The organism is uncultured Nostoc sp. (assembly GCF_964245445.1).
Lineage (GTDB): Bacteria > Cyanobacteriota > Cyanobacteriia > Cyanobacteriales > Nostocaceae > Nostoc.
In genome coordinates this window covers 1-2054 of sequence record NZ_CAXTNE010000106.1, presented here as the reverse complement: position 1 = coordinate 2054, position 2054 = coordinate 1, and the positions used below count along the sequence as shown (strand labels likewise).

Below are 2054 nucleotides of genomic sequence, written 5' to 3'. Positions count from 1 at the left end.
ATTAAGTCTGGTGCAAGTGCCGTCAGAGAAATAGCACTGGCAAAAATATTATTGACTTGGGAACCAGGAGTATAGCTGTTGTGATTTACATTTAACCCATAGCTATTATCGGTGGTATATAAATTGATATTTGGATTATTTCCGAGAATACTATCTGTATTGATAAGATTATTTTCGCTAGAGAACATAGATTACTCCATTCAAAGTTAGGTATTTTGGCAAAACAAATCCGACAGCCTTTGCAATTTCAAAGGTTGAAAGTCAAATATTTGTTACTCGGAAAAATTAAGTCAAAATACTTATGCTTATATGCTACAAAAGCTTACTGAAATATTCCGTAAAGCTGGTGTAAAATATTTTTGATTGGTTTTAGCTTACGTAGGCAATAACTCGTTAAAGTAATACATGATGAATCCCATCGTGCCAGTTGCGTAAGTCCTGTCTCCGATTTGAGATTTTGCAAACATTAAATGATTGTTGCAACTCTTAATCTTTTGCTTGCAAATTTCTAACCCGCACCTTGGTAGACTGAACTTTATACAATTGGATTATTGTGGGCTGTCAGGCCTTGCCAGAGCTTTAACCTTGGCTTTCTGGTCTACTTAAGATAATAAAGACGAAAGAGCAATCAAGACATGGTAGATTCCCTCAAAAAACCAGGCTTTGAAGAAATCCGGCCAGGGATTAAAGTCCCGGCAAAAGAAACCCTGTTAACACCTCGGTTTTATACTACCGATTTTGATGAAATGGCGCGGATGGATATTTCCGTCAATGAAGACGAGTTACAAGCCATTCTCGAAGAGTTCCGCACCGACTACAACCGCCATCACTTTGTTCGGGATGCCGAGTTTGACCAATCCTGGGATCATATTGACGGGGAAACTCGCCGATTGTTCGTTGAGTTTCTAGAACGCTCGTGTACGGCAGAGTTTTCCGGCTTTTTGCTGTATAAAGAACTTGGCCGTCGCTTGAAAGGCAAAAGCCCCGTCTTGGCAGAGTGTTTTAACCTGATGTCACGGGATGAAGCACGTCACGCTGGCTTTTTGAACAAAGCTTTGTCGGACTTTAATTTGTCCCTAGATTTAGGGTTTTTGACTAAGAGCCGCAGTTATACCTTCTTTAAACCGAAATTCATCTTCTACGCTACTTATCTTTCTGAGAAGATCGGTTATTGGCGCTACATCACCATTTATCGGCATTTAGAAGCACATCCCGAAGACCGGGTTTATCCAATCTTCCGGTTCTTTGAGAACTGGTGTCAGGATGAAAACCGTCACGGCGATTTCTTTGATGCGATTATGAAATCCCAGCCGCAAATATTGAATGATTGGAAAGCACGGCTGTGGAGTCGGTTCTTCCTGTTGTCGGTGTTTGCGACAATGTATCTCAATGACATCCAACGCAAGGACTTTTATGCCACCCTTGGATTGGATGCGCGAGAATACGACATTCATGTAATTAAGAAGACTAACGAAAATGCAGGTCGAGTGTTCCCCCTGATGCTGGATGTAGAGAATCCAGAGTTTTATCAACGGTTGGATATTTGTATAAGCAATAACGAGAAGTTGAGTGCGATCGCTAACTCCAGCACTCCCAAATTCCTGCAATTCTTCCAAAAACTGCCGCTTTACATCTCCAGTGGCTGGCAGCTATTGCGCTTGTACCTGATAAAACCGATTGATACTGTTTCTGCTCAAGGGGCAGTTCGTTAAGTTATAACAAGTTTGCAAAAGCTTTAGTGGTTCTGCTGATTGCAGAGCCACTTTTTTTGTTTTAAATATTACAGGTAATTAGTACTGCGATCACTAATCTTGTAGATTGGGTTGATGCTCAAAAGCATCGATTTGCAAAAGTCAATTTTCTGAAAATGAAAACACAGAGGAATACAGATAAATATCAGTGTTTATCCGTATCCATCTGTGATTGTCTAGTTTCAACGAAGAGGCAGCAGAAAGGGGCCAGACTCAACTCTTGGAGACGCTGTTCGCATTCGGGGAAGTCATATCAAGTCCGGTGAATCACTTATGATTACCGTATCTGTGCAAAAATCCCAA

Annotated in this window: 2 protein-coding genes; one reads left to right on the top strand and one right to left on the bottom strand. The window is 41.0% G+C overall.

Annotation, left to right across the window (positions count from 1 at the left end; genetic code table 11):
- Positions 1 to 188, bottom strand: a 188-nt coding sequence (locus tag ACFE90_RS18480) for a hypothetical protein (RefSeq protein WP_375503010.1), incomplete at its 3' end; no start/stop codon positions are given.
- A 447-nt stretch (positions 189 to 635) separates the two neighbouring features.
- On the opposite strand from ACFE90_RS18480, the gene acsF reads away from it, so the two are divergent.
- On the top strand, positions 636 to 1712 hold the full coding sequence (acsF, locus tag ACFE90_RS18475) for a magnesium-protoporphyrin IX monomethyl ester (oxidative) cyclase (RefSeq protein ID WP_375503008.1): 1077 nt from the start codon (positions 636 to 638) through the stop codon (positions 1710 to 1712).
- Positions 1713 to 2054: the final 342 nt, after the last annotated feature.

Excerpts from the sequence above, each read along its gene's own strand:
- acsF (WP_375503008.1), top strand. The coding sequence starts at position 636 with ATGGTAGATTCCCTCAAAAAACCAGGCTTTGAAGAAATCCGGCCAGGG.